This is a genomic window from Arthrobacter sp. 210 2 (assembly GCF_059093025.1).
On record NZ_JBNHIE010000002.1, the window covers coordinates 172,893 to 192,385 of the forward strand.

The 19,493-nt window shown below is 65.5% G+C and carries 18 protein-coding genes and 1 pseudogene; 13 read left to right on the plus strand and 6 right to left on the minus strand.

Annotated elements, in window-relative coordinates:
* The first annotated feature begins 18 nt into the window (after positions 1 to 18).
* From arfA to AC5RWA_RS05290, 13 genes and pseudogenes are all read left to right on the plus strand, one after another.
* Positions 19 to 1,545, plus strand: a complete 1,527-nt coding sequence (gene arfA / locus AC5RWA_RS05230; RefSeq protein WP_494056811.1) for an arabinosylfuranosidase ArfA — start codon at positions 19 to 21, stop codon at positions 1,543 to 1,545.
* Between the two features lie 77 nt (positions 1,546 to 1,622).
* Positions 1,623 to 2,213 (plus strand): HhH-GPD-type base excision DNA repair protein, encoded by a 591-nt coding sequence (locus AC5RWA_RS05235; RefSeq protein ID WP_275727164.1) that lies wholly within the window; start codon positions 1,623 to 1,625, stop codon positions 2,211 to 2,213.
* Between the two features lie 134 nt (positions 2,214 to 2,347).
* Positions 2,348 to 3,352 carry a LacI family DNA-binding transcriptional regulator gene (locus tag AC5RWA_RS05240; RefSeq protein ID WP_494056812.1) on the plus strand — a complete coding sequence of 335 codons (1,005 nt, stop codon included), beginning with the start codon at positions 2,348 to 2,350 and terminating at the stop codon, positions 3,350 to 3,352.
* A 77-nt stretch (positions 3,353 to 3,429) separates the two neighbouring features.
* Entirely contained in the window at positions 3,430 to 3,987 is a 558-nt protein-coding gene (locus AC5RWA_RS05245; protein ID WP_079596783.1) for a cysteine hydrolase family protein, read from the plus strand.
* A 115-nt stretch (positions 3,988 to 4,102) separates the two neighbouring features.
* On the plus strand, positions 4,103 to 4,405 hold the full coding sequence (locus AC5RWA_RS05250) for an urease subunit gamma (protein WP_494056813.1): 303 nt from the start codon (positions 4,103 to 4,105) through the stop codon (positions 4,403 to 4,405).
* A gap of 11 nt (positions 4,406 to 4,416) precedes the next feature.
* Positions 4,417 to 4,746, plus strand: a complete 330-nt coding sequence (locus AC5RWA_RS05255) for an urease subunit beta (protein ID WP_494056814.1) — start codon at positions 4,417 to 4,419, stop codon at positions 4,744 to 4,746.
* Positions 4,743 to 6,500, plus strand: a complete 1,758-nt coding sequence (gene ureC, locus AC5RWA_RS05260; RefSeq protein WP_494056815.1) for an urease subunit alpha — start codon at positions 4,743 to 4,745, stop codon at positions 6,498 to 6,500. The genes AC5RWA_RS05255 and ureC overlap by 4 nt, the downstream gene beginning before the upstream one ends.
* A gap of 15 nt (positions 6,501 to 6,515) precedes the next feature.
* On the plus strand, positions 6,516 to 7,001 hold the full coding sequence (gene ureE / locus AC5RWA_RS05265; RefSeq protein WP_494056816.1) for an urease accessory protein UreE: 486 nt from the start codon (positions 6,516 to 6,518) through the stop codon (positions 6,999 to 7,001).
* Between the two features lie 129 nt (positions 7,002 to 7,130).
* Positions 7,131 to 7,799 (plus strand): urease accessory protein UreF, encoded by a 669-nt coding sequence (locus AC5RWA_RS05270; RefSeq protein ID WP_494057073.1) that lies wholly within the window; start codon positions 7,131 to 7,133, stop codon positions 7,797 to 7,799.
* A gap of 27 nt (positions 7,800 to 7,826) precedes the next feature.
* Positions 7,827 to 8,444 carry an urease accessory protein UreG gene (gene ureG / locus AC5RWA_RS05275; RefSeq protein ID WP_275727181.1) on the plus strand — a complete coding sequence of 206 codons (618 nt, stop codon included), beginning with the start codon at positions 7,827 to 7,829 and terminating at the stop codon, positions 8,442 to 8,444.
* A 107-nt stretch (positions 8,445 to 8,551) separates the two neighbouring features.
* Positions 8,552 to 9,403, plus strand: coding sequence for an urease accessory protein UreD (locus tag AC5RWA_RS05280; protein ID WP_494056817.1), 852 nt, complete (start codon positions 8,552 to 8,554; stop codon positions 9,401 to 9,403).
* Positions 9,403 to 10,431 (plus strand): annotated as a pseudogene (locus AC5RWA_RS05285) (HoxN/HupN/NixA family nickel/cobalt transporter); the annotation flags it as partial. The gene AC5RWA_RS05280 and the pseudogene AC5RWA_RS05285, both read left to right, overlap by 1 nt.
* 367 nt (positions 10,432 to 10,798) lie before the next feature.
* Positions 10,799 to 12,283 carry an MFS transporter gene (locus tag AC5RWA_RS05290; RefSeq protein ID WP_494056818.1) on the plus strand — a complete coding sequence of 495 codons (1,485 nt, stop codon included), beginning with the start codon at positions 10,799 to 10,801 and terminating at the stop codon, positions 12,281 to 12,283.
* Positions 12,284 to 12,288: 5 nt separating this feature from the next.
* On the opposite strand, the gene AC5RWA_RS05295 is transcribed toward AC5RWA_RS05290, so the two are convergent.
* From AC5RWA_RS05295 to AC5RWA_RS05320, 6 genes are all read right to left on the minus strand, one after another.
* Positions 12,289 to 12,741 (minus strand): DapH/DapD/GlmU-related protein, encoded by a 453-nt coding sequence (locus AC5RWA_RS05295; protein WP_079596773.1) that lies wholly within the window; start codon positions 12,739 to 12,741, stop codon positions 12,289 to 12,291.
* A gap of 89 nt (positions 12,742 to 12,830) precedes the next feature.
* On the minus strand, positions 12,831 to 15,125 hold the full coding sequence (treS, locus tag AC5RWA_RS05300) for a maltose alpha-D-glucosyltransferase (RefSeq protein WP_494056819.1): 2,295 nt from the start codon (positions 15,123 to 15,125) through the stop codon (positions 12,831 to 12,833).
* Positions 15,126 to 15,250: 125 nt separating this feature from the next.
* Positions 15,251 to 15,910 (minus strand): GntR family transcriptional regulator, encoded by a 660-nt coding sequence (locus AC5RWA_RS05305; protein WP_079596771.1) that lies wholly within the window; start codon positions 15,908 to 15,910, stop codon positions 15,251 to 15,253.
* Between the two features lie 109 nt (positions 15,911 to 16,019).
* Positions 16,020 to 17,039 (minus strand): transketolase family protein, encoded by a 1,020-nt coding sequence (locus AC5RWA_RS05310; protein WP_494056820.1) that lies wholly within the window; start codon positions 17,037 to 17,039, stop codon positions 16,020 to 16,022.
* Complete coding sequence (locus AC5RWA_RS05315) at positions 17,036 to 17,932, minus strand: transketolase (protein WP_494056821.1); 897 nt, start codon at positions 17,930 to 17,932, stop codon at positions 17,036 to 17,038. The genes AC5RWA_RS05310 and AC5RWA_RS05315 overlap by 4 nt, the downstream gene beginning before the upstream one ends.
* 35 nt (positions 17,933 to 17,967) lie before the next feature.
* A complete protein-coding gene (locus AC5RWA_RS05320) occupies positions 17,968 to 19,305 on the minus strand; it encodes an MFS transporter (protein WP_494056822.1) in 1,338 nt (445 codons plus the stop codon).
* Positions 19,306 to 19,493: the final 188 nt, after the last annotated feature.

Consider the following 19,493-nt stretch of genomic DNA (forward strand, 5'->3'; position numbering starts at 1 on the left):
CAGAATTGAGGATGTTCCGTGACCACAGCAGAACCAGCCGCGGCGAAAATCACCATGGACCCCGCTTTCACGGTGGGACCGGTCCGGCGGCGCACTTTCGGTGCCTTTGTGGAGCACCTCGGACGCTGTGTGTACACGGGCATTTTCGAGCCGGAGCACCCGAAGGCGGACGGGGACGGGTTCCGGAAGGACGTCCTGGAACTGACCCGGGAGCTGGGAATTTCCACCGTGCGCTATCCGGGGGGAAACTTCGTGTCCGGCTACCGCTGGGAGGACGGCGTGGGCCCGGCGGAGAAGCGCCCCGTGCGCCTGGACCTTGCCTGGCACTCGACCGACCCCAACCTGGTGGGCGTCGACGAGTTCGCCAAATGGTCAGCCAAGGCCGGAATCGAAACCATGATGGCCGTGAACCTCGGCACGCGCGGCACCCAGGAGGCGCTGGACCTGCTGGAGTACTGCAACATCGACGGCGGGACCGCCCTGTCCGACCAGCGCAGGGCCAACGGTGCGGAGAACGGCTACGGCATCAGGATGTGGTGCCTGGGCAACGAGATGGACGGGCCCTGGCAGATCGGGCACAAGAGCGCGCAGGAATACGGCCGGCTGGCGGCAGACACCGCGCGTGGCATGCGGATGCTCGACCCGGACCTCGAACTCGTGGCCTGCGGCAGCTCCGGTCCCACCATGAACACGTTCGGGGAATGGGAACGGGTGGTGCTCACGGAGACCTATGAGCTGGTGGACTTCATCTCAGCGCACCAGTACTTCGAGGACTTCGGCGACCTGCAGGAATTCCTCTCCGCCGGCCATCGGATGCAGGCGTTCATCCATGACATTGTGAGCCACATCGACCATGTGAAGTCGGTGAAGAAGTCCACCAGGCAGGTGAACATCTCCTTCGACGAGTGGAACGTCTGGCACATGAGCCGGGACGCATCGAAGCCTCCCACCGGCAAGGACTGGCCCGTGGCCCCCGTCCTGCTCGAGGACACATATACGGTGGCGGACGCCGTCGTCGTGGGTGACCTGCTGATCACGCTGCTCCGCAACACGGACCGTGTCCACTCCGCCAGCCTGGCGCAGTTGGTGAACGTCATCGCGCCCATCATGACCGAGCCGGGCGGGCGCGCCTGGAAGCAGACCACGTTCCATCCCTTCGCACTGACTTCCCGGCATGCCTCCGGCACCGTGCTGCAGCTCGCCGTCGAGTCCCCGTTGTTGAGCGGCGGCAAGACCGCAGACTTCGCCGCGGTCTCCGCCGTCGCCACCTATGACGCGGAGAAGGGCGAGGCAGTGGTGTTCGCCGTCAACCGCTCGGCAACGGACGCGCTGCGCCTGGACGCCGTGGTGTCCGGGCTGGGCACCGTGCGCGTTGTGGAGGCCGTCACCTACACGAACAAGGACCCGTACTGGCAGGCCACCGCTGATGATTCCACCTCCGTGCTTCCCACGGAGAATGTCACGGCAAAGGCCGACGACGGCTTCCTCACCGCCGAGTTGCCCGCTGTGTCCTGGTCCATGATCAGGCTGGCCGTGGGCGGATAACCCGCCTGGCAGGACCAAGCCCGGCGGGGTGCCCGATGCAACAATCCGGCACCCCGCCCCTGCCAACCTCTGGGAGGATGGACCGCATGGAACTGCACATCACGGGCGACCCCGCCGCGGACAAACTCTTGAGCGAGGACGACTTCGCCCTGCTGACCGGCATGCTGCTTGACCAGCAGGTGACCATGGAATCCGCGTTTGCCGGGCCCGAAAAGATCAAGACCCGGATCGGGTCCATGAAACCCGAAGCCATCGCCGCCCACGATCCGCAGGCCTTCGTGGAAATGTTCAAGGAACGGCCGGCCGTCCACCGTTTTCCCGGTTCAATGGCTGCTCGGGTGCAGGCGCTCGCCGAGGCGGTGCAGAGTGAGTGGGACGGCGACGCCGCCGCGATCTGGACCAAGGGCGGCCCGGATGGTGCGGAAGTGCTCCGACGGCTGAAGGCCCTGCCGGGGTTCGGTGAGCAGAAGGCGAAGATCTTCCTTGCCCTGCTGGGTAAGCAGCGCGGACTTCAGGCGCCCGGCTGGCGTGAGGCCGCCGGGCACTACGGCGAGGAGGGTGCCTACCTGTCCGTCGCGGACATCGTGGATCCCGAATCCCTGGTCAAGGTGCGCGCCAGCAAGCAGGCCGCCAAGGCGGCGGCGAAAGCGGCGAAGGCCAAGGACTGACCCGCCCGCGGACCGCCGTCGGGGGAAGGGATCGGAAGCCGGGGACTCCCTTGTGACGGGCGGTTCCCGTGCGGAGGCCTTTCTCTGCAACGATGTATCCCGGAAACCGGCGGAACCACACGAAGGAGCCAGACATGGCGGTCACCATGAACGACGTAGCGAGGGCGGCGGGTGTGTCGCTCAAGACGGTCTCCAACGTCCTGAATGACTACGAGTTCATCCGCCCTGCCACCAAGCAGCGGGTCCAGGACGCCATCGCAGAGCTGGGCTACGAAGCGAACCTCACCGCACGGAGCCTGCGGTCCGGAAAAACCTCCATGCTCGGCCTGGTCCTGTCCGATCTCTCCGCGCCCTACTACGCCGAGCTTGCGTCCAAACTAATGAAGGCGGCCGCGCAGCGCGGGTACCGCGTCCTGGTGGAACAGTCCGACGCCGAAGGCAGCGTGGAATTGAATGCCCTGCAGGGGCCGTTCCGGCAGCTCACCGACGGCCTGCTGTTCACCCCGCTGGCCATCGACGCCGATGCCGTCGCCGCCCGGGTGGGAAAGAAGCCCCTGGTGATGCTCGGTGAACACATCGTTGATCCGCGCTTTGACCTGGTCACCATGAAGAACCGGGAAGCTGCGGCTGCCATCACCACCCACCTGCTAAACAGCGGCCGCCGCCGCATTGCCGTGATCGGCGCCCATCCCGGGGAGTCAACAGGCAGTGCCGGGCTGCGGCTCAACGGTTACCGGACGGCGCTGGAGGAGGCGGGGGTCCCGTTTGATCCGGCCCTGGTGGCACCGGCAGTGTGGCGCCGCGACAACGGGGCAACCGCCCTGGCAGGGCTGCTGGACGCCGGCGTCCGCTTCGACGCCGTGTTCGGCCTCAACGACGTGCTGGCGCTCGGCGCCCTGCACGAGCTGCAGATCCGCGGAGTCAGGGTTCCGCAGGACGTTGCCGTGGCAGGCTTCGACGACATCGATGAAGCCCGGTTTGCCTCGCCCTCCCTCACCACTGTTTCCCCGGGCATGGATGAGATTGCCGAACGCTCCATCGGCCTGCTCCTGGACAGGATCACAGGGAACGAGACCGCCGCCACGGGCGTGCACGTGGAGGCCGGCTTCCAGCTGAAAATTCGCGAATCCGCACCCTAGGATCCCCCCTGCAGGTTTCGCCGGCGCCACGGGCGGGTACGGATCTGGCACCGGTTCAACAAGGGAAAGGTGCCTCCATGATTGCTCTTCTTGTCATCGACATGCAGAACGCGTACTTCGAAGCACCGGAGCTGGCGGCCCGGCAGGAGCAGCTGGTCGCCTCCTGCAACAGGCTGGTGGAGGGGTTCACGTCCAGCGGCCACAAGGCATTGCTGGTGGGCACGGAGCACGAGCGGGACAAGTCCACCTGGACGCTGAACATGCTCGACGACGACCAGGGCTTCATCTTCCGCGGCAGCAAGCAGGCCGAGGCTGTTCCCGGCCTGGCGAAGGATGGCCTGCCCCAGTTGAACAAGACCCGTGACAGCGCCTTTGTGGGGACCAACCTGCTGTCCCGGCTGCGGAACTGGGGCGCGGACGAGGTGGTGCTGGCCGGCGTCTCCACCCACAACTGCATTGCCCAGACCGGGGCAGACGCCTTCGCCCACAACATCCGGGTCACCTACGCCGAGGATGCTATGGCCTCGGAAGACAACCAGGACGCAAAGGACATGCTGCGCATCCTCTCCACCAGTTACCGCCAGCCGGTCCAGTCCACCGACGAGATCCTCGCCCGCCTCAGTGAGGCAAAGTAGGCCGCTGATGGGGAAGGGCACGTAGAGCCCCGGATTACACCCCCGAAACGTGGCCGAAACGTTCGGCACCTACTGTGGGTCCCACGCCGTCCGCAGGCCGTTGAAGGGGACCCTCATGCATCTGATGCCACGTGAGCAGGAAAAGCTCATGATCGTGGTGGCCGCCGACCTCGCCCGCCGGCGCCAGGCCCGCGGCCTCAAGCTCAACTACCCCGAGGCTGTGGCCATCATCAGCTACGAGCTGATCGAAGGCGCCCGGGACGGCCGCACCGTGGCTGACCTGATGAGCTACGGCACCACGCTGCTGGCCCGTAACGACGTGATGGAGGGCGTGCCCGAGATGATCCACGACGTCCAGATCGAGGCAACCTTTCCGGACGGCACCAAGCTCGTCACCGTCCACGATCCCATCCGCTAAAGGGGCAGGCCATGATTCCAGGGGAGTACATTCTTCGCCCCGAGCCAGTGACGGCCAACGCCGGACGCGATGCGGTCGACGTTGCGGTCACCAACACCGGCGACCGGCCCGTGCAGGTGGGGTCCCATTTCCATTTCGCCGAGGCGAACGCTGCCCTCACCTTCGACCGGGACGCCGCCTACGGCCGCCGGCTGGACATTCCCGCCGGAACTGCCGCCCGGTTTGAACCGGGGGATTCCCGGACTGTCCGGCTCATCGAACTGGCCGGCACCCGGGAAGTGTACGGACTCAGCAACGCCGTCAACGGCCCGCTGACAGACGCGAAGGCGGGAAACAAGTGAGCTTCGACATTCCCCGGCGGCAGTACGCCGACCTGTACGGCCCAACGACAGGCGACAAAGTCCGCCTGGCCGACACCGAACTGTTCCTCGAGATCGAGAAAGACCTCACCGTGTACGGCGAGGAAGTGGTGTTCGGCGGCGGCAAGGTGATCCGGGACGGCATGGGCCAGAACGGCCAGGCCACCAGGGATGGCGCTGGTTCCGGCGAAGACGTCCCGGACACCGTCATCACCAATGCCGTGATCCTCGACTACACCGGCATCTACAAGGCCGACGTGGCTATCAGGGACGGCCACATCTTCAGGATCGGCAAAGCCGGCAACCCGCAGATCACCGACGGCGTGGACATCGTGATCGGCGCCAGCACCGAAATCATCGCGGGGGAGCGGAAGATCCTCACCGCCGGCGGCGTGGATACGCACATCCACTTCATCTCCCCGGACCAGGTGCCCACCGCACTGACCAGCGGCATCACCACCATGATCGGCGGCGGCACCGGCCCGGCCGAAGGCACCAAGGCCACCACCGTCACGCCCGGAAAGTGGCACATCCAGCGGATGCTGCAGGCGGCGGAGGGGCTCCCCGTCAATATCGGCCTGTTCGGCAAGGGTCACGCGTCCGCCGTCGAACCCCTCGCCGAGCAGATCCGTGCCGGTGCCATCGGCCTCAAGGTCCACGAGGACTGGGGCTCAACGACCTCCTCCATCGACACCTCCCTGAAAGTGGCCGACGAATACGACGTCCAGGTGGCCATCCACACCGACACCCTCAATGAGTGCGGCTTCGTGGAGGACACCATCCGCGCCATCGACGGCCGGGTCATCCACACCTTCCACACCGAGGGCGCCGGCGGCGGGCACGCCCCGGACATCATCAAAATCGCCGGGATGCCCAATGTCCTTCCGGCCTCCACCAACCCCACGCTGCCTTACACCCGCAACACCATCGAAGAGCACCTGGACATGCTGATGGTCTGCCACCACCTCAACCCGGACATTCCGGAGGACGTGGCCTTCGCCGACTCCCGGATCCGTGCCGAGACCATCGCCGCCGAGGACGTCCTGCAGGACCTGGGCATCTTCTCCATCACCTCCTCCGACTCGCAGGCCATGGGCCGCGTGGGCGAGGTGATCACCCGCACCTGGCAGGTGGCGGACAAGATGAAGAAGCAGCGGGGTGTGCTGGAAGATCCCCGGGGGGACAGTGCTGCCGGGGTCCACGGTTCGGCGGGCAGCGATAACTTCCGCCTCAAGCGCTACGTGGCCAAGTACACGATCAACCCGGCCATCGCGCAGGGCATCGCGGACTCCATCGGCTCCGTAGAGGAAGGGAAGTTCGCCGACCTTGTCCTCTGGGATCCCGCGTTCTTCGGCGTCAAACCGGAGCTCGTGATCAAGGGCGGGCAGATCGCCTACGCGCTCATGGGCGACGCAAACGCCTCCATCCCCACACCGCAGCCCCGGACCATGCGGCCGATGTTCGGCGCGTACGGGAAGGCTGTGCAGCAATCGTCCATCACGTTCCTGTCCCAGGCGGCCATCGACGCCGGCGTCCCCCAAGAGCTGGGGCTCGGGAAGGTCATCCGGCCCGTTTCAGGGATCCGCACCCTCACCAAAGCGGACCTGAAATACAACGACGCCACCCCGGACATCCAGGTGGACCCGGAAACCTACCAGGTAACGGTCGACGGCGAGGACGTCACCTGCGAGCCGGCCGACGTCCTCCCCATGGCCCAGCGCTACTTCCTCTTCTAGATTTCCGGAGCCCACATGATCATCGACAAAGTCCTCGGCAACCTCCATGAACTGCCCGCGACCGACCTCGTCGCCTACGCCGGCCTGCACCAGGAAAAAGTGGTGCTGCCCAGCGCCCAGCTGGTCAAACGGATCCAACGCGCAACGACGGACCACGGCAAGGAAATCGGCATCCGGCTGCCCTCCGGCTCCGGTGACCTCCGCGACGGCGACATCCTGCACGTCGAGGACTCCAACATGATCGTGGTGTCCGTGCTGCCCACCGACGTCCTGGTCATCGCACCCCGGTCCATCCACGAAATGGGCGTCGTGGCCCACTCCCTCGGCAACCGGCACCTCCAGGCCCAGTTCTTCGACTCGTCGTCGGAGTACGAAGCCGACGTCATGGTGTGCGCCTACGACCACACCGTCGAGGACTACCTTCGCCACGTCGCCGTGCCCTACTCCCGGCAGGAACGCGTCATGCCTGTTCCTTTCCGACATGCTGAACACAGTCACTAAAGTTTTCACCGCGGGTGCGGCTGGGGACGCCGCGAGGGATGTGGGGCCGTGCCCGCTCCGCGGTGCCCGCCACGCCGCGGCCCCATATCCCTCGCGTCGCTTGCGTTCCTCACCTTGGGCGGCAGTGCGGTGAACAGTTACCAACTTGCCTTGCAGCAGCTCACTGACTCTGCGCTTCCTACTGGGGCCTTTGCCCACTCACTTGGCTTTGAGACGTACATCGATGCCGGTGTGGTTCGTGATGAGGCTGGTTTTGGGGTGTGGCTCGGTGTCTTTATCTCGCAGTCGCTTTCTTACTCTGATGGGCTTGCCATTCGGTTCTTGTATGAGGGTGTTGATGTTCTTGAACTTGATGCTCTTTTGTCCGCTTCTCTTTTGCCGCGGCAGGTTCGGGAGGCTTCCGTGAAGATGGGGCTCCGGTTGCTGGAGATTGGGGGTGAGGTGTTTCCCTCGGATGAGCTCGCATCCTACCGGGAGCTGGTTTCCGGTGGCCGGGCTGCGGGGCATCAGCCGCTGGCGTTCGCCGTCGTCGCCCGTTCACTCGGCGTGCCGCTTCCGGAGGCGCTCGCCGCCTATCTTTTTGCCACCGTCACGTCGCTCACCCAGAACGCCGTCCGGGCCATCCCGCTCGGGCAGAACGCAGGCCAGCGGCTCCTGCGGCAAGCGGCCGACGACGTTGCTGCCGCCGTCGAACGGATTGCCCACCTCACGCCGGACGACTTCGGGGCCGTGACGCCCGGACTGGAAATTTCGCAAATGCGGCACGAACGCCAACGTGCCCGGATGTTCATGAGCTGACTGTGCTTGTGATTCAAAGGAGGACACATGTCTGAACCCATCAAGATCGGCATCGGCGGACCCGTCGGCGCAGGCAAGACCCAGCTTGTGGAGCGCCTCACCCGCCACATGAGCGGCGAAATCTCCATGGCTGCCATCACCAACGACATCTACACCATCGAAGATGCCAAAATCCTCGCGGCCAACGGCATCCTGCCCGTGGACCGGATCATCGGCGTCGAAACCGGCGGCTGCCCGCACACCGCCATCCGCGAAGACACCTCCATGAACACCGCCGCCATCGAGGAACTCAAAGCCCGCCATCCCGACCTGCAGGTGATCTTCGTCGAATCCGGCGGCGACAACCTGTCCGCCACCTTCAGCCCTGAACTCGTCGACTTCTCCATCTACATCATCGATGTGGCCCAGGGCGAGAAGATCCCCCGCAAAGCCGGCCAAGGCATGATCAAGTCCGACCTCTTCATCATCAACAAAACCGACCTCGCACCCCACGTCGGCGCGGATTTGAACGTAATGGAGCGGGATTCGCGGGAATTCAGGGGCGACAAACCATTTTGCTTCACCAACCTCAAAACAGACGAAGGACTCGACGCCGTCATCGAATGGGTTCGGCGTGACGTCCTGATGCTCGATTTGGCGCAATGAGTACGGCGGCGGCAGCGACGGGCGCTTCACCGGGGATAAGGGGCCGTGCCCGCTTCGCGGTGCCCGCCACGCCGCGGCCCCTTATCCCCGGCTCCGCTTCAGCTGTCATGTCACCTCGTGGGCGGCTTGAGCTTGGCATCAGTTTGCGGGGAGGTAGGTCGATTGCCTCGCGCCAGTTCCATGAGGGCGCTCTTCGTGTACTGCGGCCGCACTATCTGGACGACTCGGGGCAGGTTTGCTACGTCGTGGTGAATCCTGGCGGCGCTTATCTTGGCGCTGATCTTTTTGTGCTCGATGTGGAAGTCGAATCAGGTGCTGATCTCTTGTTGACCACCCAGTCGGCCACGAAGGTGTACCGGACTCCCGGGTCTTTTGCTGAGCAGCGGATGACTGTCCGGCTGGGGGAGGGGGCCCGGTTGGAGCTGATGCCGGACCAGCTCATCGCCTACCGGGAGGCCAGCTACCGGCAGCGGACCTCCATTGCCCTGCGGCCGTCGTCGTCGCTGGTCGTGGCTGAGGTGGTGACCCCAGGCTGGTCGCCGGACGGGGCCGCCTTCCGGTACGAGGAAGTCCGGCTGCGCAACGAGATCCGGGTGGAACCCGACGGCGGCGGCGGCGGGACGCCTGAACTCCTGGCGCTGGACAACCTGCTGATCCGGCCGCCGTCGGGCGACGTCACGGGGCTCGGGTTCATGGAGGGTTTCAGCCACGTGGGGTCCCTCGTGGTGGTGGACGCTCGCGTGGACCAGGTGCTCGCCGATGAACTGCACCTGATCGCCACCGGATTCGATGCGTTGACCGGCATTTCCCTGACCCGGGCCGTCGCGGGTACTTCCGGCCTGGTGCTCCGCGCCCTGTCCAACTGCACCGGGGAACTGAACCTCCTCCTTTCGGCCTGCGCCAACCTCCTGCGGGAACGCTGGCACGGGCAGGGACCGCTGAACCTGAGGAAGCACTGATGACGGCCATCACGGACATCGCCGCCTACTACCGGCAGCGGGAAACGCTGCCGGTGCGGACGCGCCTCATGTTCACCTTCGGTGCGGTGGCAGCGCTGCATGCGGCCGCCGTCGTACTCCTGCTCGCAGGGAACGCCGGTGCGGCCGGTGCCCACGCGCTCACGTGGGGCCTGGTCCTGACCGCCTACCTGGCCGGCGTGAAGCACAGCTACGACTGGGACCACCTGGCTGCGATCGATAATTCGACGCGGAAGTTCGTGGCGCAGCGGCAGGAGCCTGTGAGCGTCGGCTTTGCCTTCAGCCTGGGGCACAGCTCCGTGGTGACCCTGGCCGGGGTGCTGGTGGTCGCCGGCGCTGGCGCCGTGGGCGGGTTCATGCAGGACGGGTCCGCGGGCAACCTGGTGCTCGGGTTGATCGGGAGCGGCGTTTCCGGGCTGTTCCTGCTGGCGATGGGCCTGTTCAACGGGTCGGCGTTCGCCAGGTCGGCGCGGGCCTACCGCCGGGCCCGCAGCGGCGCGGCAATCAGTCCGGCGGACCTCGAACAGCAGGGGCTCGTCGCGCGGCTGCTGGCCAGGCCACTGTCCAGGGTGCGTCGGCCACGGAACATCTACGTGATCGGCTTCCTGTTCGGGCTGGGCTTCGACACCGCCACCACCATCGGGCTGCTGATGATGACGACGGCGGCGTCCCTGGCCGGGGTGCCGCCCTTCGCGCTGCTTGTGCTGCCGCTGGCGTTTACCGCCGCGATGACCCTGTGTGATTCGGTCAACGGCATGGCGATGATGCGGATGTACCGCTCCGCCATGGACCACCCGCAGCGCAAACTCGGCTTCAATGCCTTGGTGACGGGCCTTTCCGCCGTGTCGGCGCTGTTCATCGCAGCCATCACCCTCGGCGGGTTCGCCCATGCCGCCTTTGGGCTGGATGATCATGTCACCGCCTGGCTGGGCGATATCGACCTGGGCGAGGCAGGGCTCTTGCTGGTTGCGGCCTTCCTTGCCGTTTGGGGCGGGGCGGTCCTGCGCGGCGGCCGTGGCAACAGAAGGCGGCTGCCGGCCCGGAGGCCGGCAGCCCGGGCTCCAGTTGCCCGTGAAAACCCCTCGGCGCAAAGGGTCAATTTTCGGCAGGGCGAGGATGGGAACGTTGGTCGTTTGATGATTGTGACGCGACCAGTTGCTTCTATTGCAACAGCTCCGAGACGGGCTGATCACGCGGAAAATGGAGGCTCAGATCACATCCGGGGCGGGAAAGCGGCCGATCCTCCGTTGTCTTTCTGGCACAATACTTACCAGCCTCCCCTAGGGGATTCCGGTTGACCGCCGGTACTCCTGCCCACCCGTCATCCGGTACAGAGACAGGACAAAGATGTTCGAACACTCAAAAGAAGAGCACCCCGTGCGCCACAAAACTGCCCGCCGACTGACGGCGGGCGACTGCATCATCGTGGATAAGAACGAACTGCGGAAGGCGCAGGTAGGTGCTGGGGTAGGCAACTTCATTGAGTGGTACGACATCGGAGTCTACGGCTACCTGGCCGTCGTCATGACCTCCGTGTTCACGGAGGGCATGGACGAACGCATGGGCCTGCTGGTCACCCTGCTCGGTTTCGCTGTGTCCTTCATCGTTCGCCCCCTGGGTGGAATGATCCTCGGTCCGCTGGGTGACAGGATCGGCCGGCGCAAAGTGCTCTTCTTCACGATGGCACTGATGGCCGTGGCCACAACCGGGATCGGCCTGCTCCCCACAGCAGGCGAGGTGGGCCTGTGGGTCATCATCCCCCTGTACCTGCTCAAGATGCTGCAGGGTTTCTCCACCGGCGGCGAATATTCCGGTGCCGCCACCTACATCTCCGAGTTCTCGCCCGACCGCAACCGCGGGTATATGGCCTCCCTGCTTAACTCCGGCTCAATGCTCGGCTTCGCTGCCGGTGCCAGCATGGTGGCCGCGACCACCGCCATCACCACGTCCGCGTGGGGTGACAGTGCAATGCTGGACGGCGGCTGGCGCATCCCGTTCCTGATCGCCCTTCCCCTGGGCATCGTGGCGATTCTGATGCGGCTCCGGCTCCCGGAATCACCCAGCTTCGAGGCCGCCCACGCAAAGGCCGGAACCGAAGACGTTGACCCCATCTTCGTCCGGCACAACCTGCCGAACATCTTCAAGCACTACTGGCCGCAAATCCTGATCGGCTGCTCCCTCGTTGCCGCCGACGGCACGACGGGGTACCTGCTGACCAGCTACATACCCACGTACTTGGAAACCCAGGTCGGATCCGACCCTATGCACACGGCCGTTGCCGCCGTCGTCGTCCTGGTTCTGCTGGCGCTCATGATCCCGCTTGTGGCCCGCTGGTCCGACCGCATCGGCCGGCGCCCCATCTACGCGATGGCCACGATCGGAAACCTGGTCCTGCTGCTGCCGGCCTTTACCCTGATGCAGCTGGGAACGCTGTGGTCCCTGTACCTGGCACTGTTCCTGGTGTCGCTGCCCTCGGCGTTTTTCCTCGCACTGACGGCGGCCGTGATGTCGGAGCTCTTTCCCACGGCCTCCCGGTTCGGATCGGTAGGCGTCACGCACAACCTCGCCATTTCGGTTTTCGGCGGCACCACGCCCCTGGTCAGCCAGATCCTCGTTGAGGCGACCGGGAACCTGTACGCTCCCGCGTTCTACGTGATGTTCTTCTCGCTGGTGGCGCTGTTTGCCTTGCTGAAGATGCGGGAGTCGGCGTCCCGGCCCCTGCTCGGGTCAGTGCCCGTGGTTGCCAGCCGCGAGGAGGCGGACGAACTGGTCGCCCGGCAGGACACTGATGAGCGCATCGATACCGCAACCATGCTGCTCGCGCCTGCCCCTGAGGTTCGCGAGGCTGCCGGGGCGCGCTAGCAGCCTCAGGCGGCGATCCTGCCCCTGCCGCTGCGGTGCGGCCGCTTCCGCGCCGCAGCGCGTTCCGGGGTCCGCGAACCCAGCAGGACCTGGCCGCCGTCGGGCACGGTGCTGTCCGCGTGCACGTGGACCCCGTGCTCAATGAGGACCCCGGAACCAATGCGCGAGTGGCTGCCGATGTGTACCCGGCTTCCAATCACCGTCGCACGGCCGATGCGCACGCCGTCACCCACCACCGTCCGGTCGCCGATCCTGGCTTCACGGTCAATCCAGCTCCCATGGCCGATCCGGCAGCCGGGACCGATCTGTGCGCCTTGCTCCACGTACGTCATGGCGCCGATGCGGGCGCTTTCGGCCACGACTGCCCCGGGCGCCACGAGGCCCCCGCCGTTGCCGTGACGGACGTAGCGGGTGACCTTCCCGGCGTCGTCCTCAACAGATACAAACTTCCCGTTCATTCAATCCCTCGTTTACGCGCGGGTAACTTACCGAACATTCAGTTAACGGTTGAGAACCCACAGGGATTCCCGCGCGGCCGCAAGGAAAATCAGCCCACGGGTGGTGCAGTAACGCCGTCCTCCTGCCCGGTCTCCTCTTCCTCTGTCAGCTGCAGGACCGTGCCCTGGTAAGCGGGCAGTTCAAGGAAGAAGCTGTGCAGGTCATCCACCTGGCCAACGGCATCGCCGGTGAACAGGTCGTGGACGGCAGCCCCGGGCACCAGGTGGCTGGACTGGATGCTGCCGGCAATGTCCTGGTCGGAGAAATTCAGCACCGTAACACCCAGTGCGCCGTTGTTCAGCCGGACCACCATCACCAGCAGTCCGCGGTTGGAGACGTCCGGTACATCCAGCAGGGCGCCGGTGGCGATGCCGCTTTCCTCGCGGACCGCCAGGATCCGCTGCAGGCGCCTCGCGAAGGAGGACGGGTTCTGCAGCTGCTCGGGGAGCGGGCCGTACAGGCTCCGGGCCCGGGGCATACCGGCGGAGGAGGTTACCGCGTCCGGGCTGGTGCCCATGATGTCGTGAGCACCGCGGTTGATCCAGCGGGTGTCACCCTGGGCGGTGAGTTCGGCGACGCTCTTGCGGTCCAGTGCCATGATGCCGGCCAGGTCCCAGCCGGAGAGTGCGAAGACCCCGGGCTGGAGCGCGTTGTACATGGCGAGGAGGATGTGGACATCCAGGATCCGCGCCTCCTCTTCCGGGGTCACCGCTTGGGGGTCCTTGATGCCCAGTGCGGCCATGATGAAGCTGACCGACGTGCAGGCGATGCCGTTGGTGGTGAACGTGGCGTTGTAGGGCGCGTTCTCCCCGGTCAGGCGCTCCCGCATGGTCTGCTGCACCTGTTCGGCGACCTGGGCGCCCGTCAGTTCCTGCCCGTTGAGCTCGAAGATCTCATCCCGGTGCCCCGCGGCAAAGTGCATCAGCTCGTACGTCAGTTCGTCATGGTTCTGCAGGGCGTGGACCAGTGATGCCTGGTCGACGCCGATTTCCATGGACAGCTTGAGCGTCAGCCGCAGGAACTCGGTATCGGCGGTGACCAGCGCGTAGTGGTAGGCCGGCCGGGTGATGAAGTCGTAGGAAAGGTCCGGGCCCGCCTCGGACGTCGCCTTGATGTCGTCGATGGTCAGGTTCAGCTCCTGGAAGGAGAACCCGCCCACCTTGCGGATCATGGAGCCGATGAGCTGGTTGGCTGCCTCGGACAGCGGATGCCCCTCGGACCAGCCCGGCTGCTCCTCGGCGCTCTTTTCCACCCCGAGGAAGCCGTTGGCATCCAGCCGCAGTGCGCCGGTGCCCAGGTCCACCAGGGAATGCAGTGCGTCCCCCACCACAAGGCGCATGCCGGCGAATGTGGGATCCAGCCAGTTGATGGACGGCTGGCCTGCCTTGAAGTAGTGGAGGTAGACCCAGCGGCGGGTCTTTCCTGTGGTGTCCACGATGGGCCGGGTGGCGCTCCAGTTGGTTTCCTTGACGCCCGGTTCGTAGAAGATCACCCGCTGCAGCCGGCCAATGATGTACCCGGCCTTCTGCAGGGCCTGCTCGGAATCGGGGCTCAGGTTGACGGAGTCCTGCCCCTCGGGGACGTCCGGCAGCAGGTGCCAGTCCTCCTCCGGGATATCCACCATGTGGTAGATGCCCGGGTAGTCCCGGAAATTCATTTCGGCCAGGCGGAAATCGGCGCCCTTGCCGGTGTGGCCGGGAACGATGTCATCGATGATGGTTCCGCCGTGTTCCGCGGCGACCTCGCACATCCGGCGGAACTCATCCTCGGTTCCGAACACCGGATCGATCGCCATGCTGATCCGGTCGAAGTGCCCGTCCACGCTGGGCGTCTGGGACCAGCCGCTGATGCCGCCGGCCAGTTTCACCGGACCGGTGTGGATGGCTCGGATGCCTATTTCGCTGAACGCTTCCCACATGGCCGGATCGCCCAGGGCTGAGAGGAAGGACTCAGTGGACCTGGTGATGAAGGACAGCGGATAGGCAGTGAACCAGACGGGTGCCCGCTCCACGGCAGCCCGGGGGTTCGGGTGAGCGTAGGAGTTCTGCCACATGCTGGCTTGCCCGGAGAGCTGCCGGGCCAATGTGTTGGCGTCGCCCAGCATCGCCTGGTTCCGCAACCATTCAACATAGGCCGCATTGCGTCCATCGAATTCGAAGGATGGCCTGGTGGCAAAGTATTGGCGCCGCCGGGCGGTGGGCCTTAGGGCCTTGGGCCGGGCCGGATAAAACTGCTCGTCGAAATTGACGTCCGGGTCCGCTGACGGTTCAGCAGCTGCTTCTTCGTTTTCGCCGGCAACGGTCTCCGCTTCAAAAACATCGTCGCTGGTCATCGGTTCCCGCATTGAGTCCTCTTTCTACAGTTGGTCCCGCGGTCCCAAGGCATACTGCCTGGCCACCCTGCTCATAGTCCAACGTACCCGGGGGCGCGGGGACTATTCGCGCGAACTACGAAACTACCAAGAAGTGGCTAGGACACCAGGGTGGCCGCGGCCGTGTCCATGTGCTCGAGGATGGTCTTGCGGACCAGGGCGGCGTCACCGGTGTCGATGGCGGCGACGATGTCCCGGTGACGGTCCACGCTCATGTTGCTGACGCCCTTTTCCCGGCCGGCGAACATGATGGACATCCGGATGGAGCCTTCCAGCGATTGCCAGGAATGCAGGAGCGTCTCGTTGCCGGTCAGGCGGCACAGGGTGCGATGGAATTCGAGGTCCGATTCGATCCGTTCCTCAAGCGTCCCGTCAGCTGTCGCGCTCATCGCGTCGATGGCTTTGTGCAGGGACTGCGTGACGTGTTGCCGGTCCGGAAGTTCGCAGAGGGTCCGGGCGGCAAGCGACTCCAGGGCGGCGCGGACGGCGAAGATATCCCGAATTTCCTTTTCATCCAGGTGCCGGACGGAGAGCCGGCCACGGGGCCCGGCCGAGAGCAGGCCTTCCTGTTCCAGCTGGCGCAGGGCTTCACGGAGTGTTCCCCGGCTGATCTGCAGCATCTCGGACAGCTCGGTTTCCACCAGGTGCCGCCCGGGTTCCAGCTCGCCGCTGGTGATGGCGGTCCTCAGTGCCGCGAGCGCCTGCTCGCGCAGGCTTTTCTTTTCCAGTCCCAGCAGCGGGGCTGTCAGTCCGGCCATGGCTTCCGTCCTCAATGTTGTAAGTCGACTGTTTACAGTCGTACGTCGATACTACGACAGAAAGCACGGCACCGGCCGGGACCGGTGCCGTGCTCTTTGATGCTGAAGGTCAGCCGAGTTCGGCGAGGACCTTTGCGACGATCCGGTCCACGGCAAGCCCGTAGCGGTCGTGCAGGGTGGGCAGCGCCCCGGCGTCGAGGAACTGGTCCGGCAGCGCCACGGGGACCACGCGCTTTCCTACGCCGGCGGTCACGACGGCGGAGGCGACGGTTTCGAACAGGCCGCCCACCACGGAGTGGTTTTCCAGCGTCACGGCCAGCCGGTCGGTGTTGATCTCCTTGAGAACGGTTTCGGCGTCGAACGGCTTGATGGTGGGGGCGTGCACGACGGCGACGTCCACGTTGTGTGCCGCCAGCGCTTTAGCGGCCTGCAGGGCACGCATGGTCATCAGGCCGGAGGAGATGAACACAACGTCGTTGCCGCCGCGCAGGACCTTGGCCTTGCCGAGCTCGAACGTGTAGTCGTATTCGTCCAGGACGGTGGGCACGTTGCCGCGCAGCAGGCGCAGGTAGGTGGGTCCTTCGGACGCTGCGAGCTGGGGGACAGCCTGCTCGATGTCCACCGAGTCGCAGGGGTCCACGATGGTCAGGTTGGGCATGCCGCGGAAGATCGCCATGTCCTCGGTGGCCTGGTGGCTGGGGCCGTAGCCGGTGGTGAGGCCGGGCAGGCCGCCCACGATGTTGACGTTCAGGTTGGGCTCGGCGGCGTCCAGGCACAGGAAGTCGTAGGCGCGGCGGGCAGCGAACACCGAGTAGGTGGACGCGAACGGCACCAGCCCGGTTTCCGCCAGGCCGGCCGCGGCGCCAAAGAGCAGCTGCTCGGCCATGCCCATCTGGAAGAACCGCTCCGGGAATGCCTTGGCGAAGATGTGCATGTCCGTGTACTTGCCCAGGTCCGCGGTCAGGCCGACGATCCTGTCGTTTTCCTGCGCGGCCTTGACCAGGGCGTGCCCGAACGGTGCGGACGCCGTCTTCTGGCCCGGGTCAGCGAAGGAGGCGATCATGGCCGAGGTCTTCAGCTTCGGCTTGACGGCTGTCGTGGTGTTGGGGGCCTCGGTGGTGGTGCTCATGCTGAAGCCTTTCCTTCATAGCCGGCGGTGAGCTGCTCGCGGCAGGTCTGCCATTCGTGTTCTTCGATGCGCATGAAGTGCGCCTTTTCGCGGTTTTCGAGCAGGGGTACGCCGCGGCCTACCTTGGTGTCGCAGAGGATCACGGAGGGGCGTCCGACGGCGGCGGCCTGGGCGGCTGCGTTGTCGAAGGCTGCGAGCAGCGCGGCGACGTCGTTGCCGTCCACCCGCTGGGTGTACCAGCCGAACGATTCCCACTTTTCGGTCACCGGCTCGGTGCGCAGTACCGTGTCCGTCTTGCCGTCCGCCTGCAGGGCGTTGATGTCCACCATTGCTGTGAGGTTGCCCAACTGGTGGTGGTGCGCGCCCATGGCCGCCTCCCAGGTAGAGCCTTCGTCCAGCTCGCCGTCGGAGAGGAAGTTGAACACCCTCGAATCGGAGCCCTGGTACCGGAGGCCCAGGGCCATGCCGACGGCGATGGTCAGGCCGTGGCCCAGGGAGCCGCCGGAGATCTCCATTCCGGGCGTGTAGGTGGACATGCCGGACATCGGCAGCCGCGAATCATCCGAGCCGTAGGTTTCGAGCTCGTCGACCGGGACGATGCCGGCTTCGGCCAGCGCGGCGTAGTGGCCGATGGCGTAGTGGCCGGTGGAGAGCAGGAACCGGTCCCGGGCCTCCCAGTGCGGGTCCTCGGCGCGGAAGCGGAGCTGGTCGCCGTAGACCGTGGCCAGCATGTCCGCTGCACCCAGGGCCTGGCCCACGTAGCCCTGGCCCTGCACCTCGCCCATGTTCAGGGCGTGGTGCCGGATCCGGTAGGCGGCGGCGGCGATTTTGGCGATCCGCTCCTGAGCCGCTTGGCTTTTGATGGCCGGGGCTTGGACGGTTTCTGTCGGCATGGCTTGCTCCGTGTTCGTATCGTGCGTGACGGTCATTAGACGCTCACCGTGTTGGGGGTGCTTTTGGTGGCTTCATCGGCCAGCTCGCGCTCGCGCTTTCCCCAGGTTTCGCGGGTGGCGAGTGCGGCCCACAGGCCCACTGCTGCATAGGCGCCGAACAGAAGGGCCGGGCCCATCCAGCCGAAGCTGACGAAGAGCAGCGTGGTGACGAAGGGGGTGAAGCCGGAGACCATGGCGGAGATCTGGTAGGCAAGGCTGGCGCCTGAGGCGCGGGTCTTGGCCTGGAAGAGCTCCGGGAACCAGGCGCCCTGGGCGCCGGCAAGCGAGTTCTGGCAGACGGCGTAGGAGATGGCGATGGTGGCGATGATGAAGAAGAACAGGCCGGTGTTGACCAGCAGGAACATGGGCACGGCGAACAGGACGGCGAAGGCGCAGGACCAGAGGTAGACCGGGCGGCGGCCGATGCGGTCGGTGAGGCGTGCCCAGGCGGCGGTGGCGAAGATGCCGATGAAGGATGCGATGCAGAGCGCTACGAGGGTCTGCGTCTTGTCCGCCAGCTGTTCGGTGTGCAGGTAGGAAATCATGTACGTGATGGACACGGCGTAGCCGGCAGTCTCAGCAACGCGGAGGCCGATGCCCTTGACGATGTTGCGCCAGTCGGTCTTGATGACCTCCACGATGGGGGACTTGACGATGTCACCGCTGTCCTTGACCTCGTCGAAGACGGGGGACTCGGGAACCTTGGAGCGGATGATCAGGCCCACAACCACCAGCACGATGCTGGCCAGGAACGGAACGCGCCAGGCGAGTTCGCCACCGAGATTGACGCTGACCAGGAAGACCAGGTTGGCGAGCAGGAGGCCTACCGGGAAGCCGGCCTGGACAATGCCGGTGTACTTGCCCTTGGACTTCCATGGTGCGTGCTCGTAGCTCATCAGGATGGCGCCGCCCCATTCGGCGCCGAAGGCCAGGCCCTGGACGATGCGGACAAACACCAGCAGCGCCGGAGCCAGCAGGCCCACCTGGCTGTAGGTAGGGAGCAGGCCGATCAGGAACGTGGCCACGCCCATCAGGATCAGCGAGGTGACCAGCACGGGCTTGCGGCCCACCTTGTCACCCAGGTGTCCACCAATGATGCCGCCCAGCGGGCGGGCAGCGAAGCCAACGCCCAGGGTGGCGAAGGCGGCCAGGGTGCCGGTAACGGGATCGCCGGTGGGGAAGAAAGCGGTCCCGAAGTACAGCGCAGCGGCGGTGCCGAAACCGATGAAGTCGTACGTCTCGATTACTGCGCCCACACCGGAGCCAATGGCGACGCGCTTCGCGTCCTTGGTGCCATGCACTGGACCGCGCATGTTCAGAGCATCTTTGCCCATGGTGGTTCCCTTTCGGAAAGCGGCTCGTTGGGGTAGCCGCTGTCGACGGTTAACAAAATGATAGGTCCAGTGTGATCGGCGTCATGAGCAATGTCAACAGTCAATGTCGGAGGTTGACTGTTAACATTGACAGGACTAATGTGGTCCCCATCACGAATGCCCGTGCGAGCCGGGCCAGCCAACCCAAG

Excerpts from the sequence above, each read along its gene's own strand:
- ureE (WP_494056816.1), top strand. The coding sequence starts at position 6,516 with ATGATCATCGACAAAGTCCTCGGCAACCTCCATGAACTGCCCGCGACC.
- AC5RWA_RS05245 (WP_079596783.1), top strand. The coding sequence starts at position 3,430 with ATGATTGCTCTTCTTGTCATCGACATGCAGAACGCGTACTTCGAAGCA.
- AC5RWA_RS05280 (WP_494056817.1), top strand. The coding sequence starts at position 8,552 with ATGTCACCTCGTGGGCGGCTTGAGCTTGGCATCAGTTTGCGGGGAGGT.
- AC5RWA_RS05310 (WP_494056820.1), bottom strand. The coding sequence starts at position 17,039 with ATGAGCACCACCACCGAGGCCCCCAACACCACGACAGCCGTCAAGCCG.
- AC5RWA_RS05235 (WP_275727164.1), top strand. The coding sequence starts at position 1,623 with ATGGACCGCATGGAACTGCACATCACGGGCGACCCCGCCGCGGACAAA.
- AC5RWA_RS05295 (WP_079596773.1), bottom strand. The coding sequence starts at position 12,741 with ATGAACGGGAAGTTTGTATCTGTTGAGGACGACGCCGGGAAGGTCACC.
- AC5RWA_RS05305 (WP_079596771.1), bottom strand. The coding sequence starts at position 15,910 with ATGGCCGGACTGACAGCCCCGCTGCTGGGACTGGAAAAGAAAAGCCTG.
- AC5RWA_RS05315 (WP_494056821.1), bottom strand. The coding sequence starts at position 17,932 with ATGCCGACAGAAACCGTCCAAGCCCCGGCCATCAAAAGCCAAGCGGCT.
- AC5RWA_RS05320 (WP_494056822.1), bottom strand. The coding sequence starts at position 19,305 with ATGGGCAAAGATGCTCTGAACATGCGCGGTCCAGTGCATGGCACCAAG.
- AC5RWA_RS05255 (WP_494056814.1), top strand. The coding sequence starts at position 4,417 with ATGATTCCAGGGGAGTACATTCTTCGCCCCGAGCCAGTGACGGCCAAC.
- ureG (WP_275727181.1), top strand. The coding sequence starts at position 7,827 with ATGTCTGAACCCATCAAGATCGGCATCGGCGGACCCGTCGGCGCAGGC.
- AC5RWA_RS05250 (WP_494056813.1), top strand. The coding sequence starts at position 4,103 with ATGCATCTGATGCCACGTGAGCAGGAAAAGCTCATGATCGTGGTGGCC.
- treS (WP_494056819.1), bottom strand. The coding sequence starts at position 15,125 with ATGCGGGAACCGATGACCAGCGACGATGTTTTTGAAGCGGAGACCGTT.
- AC5RWA_RS05240 (WP_494056812.1), top strand. The coding sequence starts at position 2,348 with ATGGCGGTCACCATGAACGACGTAGCGAGGGCGGCGGGTGTGTCGCTC.